General features: G+C 86.1%; 1 pseudogene. It reads left to right on the forward strand.

Annotation, left to right across the window (positions count from 1 at the left end):
* Window positions 1–287, forward strand: a pseudogene (locus AAHZ94_RS35325) (hypothetical protein); the annotation flags it as partial.

The raw sequence follows: 287 nt of genomic DNA on the forward strand, positions 1-287 counted from the left end.
GGGGGGGGGGGGGGGGGGGGGGCGGGAGACGAGGGAGTACGGCGCCCGCGGGGCGGCGCTGACCGGGCGGCCGGCGCTCGTACTCGGCGCAGCAGCCGGGCGCACAGCCGCGGCCCGGACGGCCCGGGCGACAGGGGAGGCAAGGGGGGCAGGGGAGATCAGGGAGGCCGGTACGGGCCTGCTCGCCGGTGCGGTCGGCAGGGCGGGCGGAGCCGCCGGGCGGGTGGCGGCCGGGCCGCCCCCCCCCCCGGGCAGCCCGGCGCCGCCGAGTGCGGCCCCCCCCCCCC

Source organism: Streptomyces sp. HSW2009, assembly GCF_040240285.1.
GTDB lineage: Bacteria > Actinomycetota > Actinomycetes > Streptomycetales > Streptomycetaceae > Streptomyces.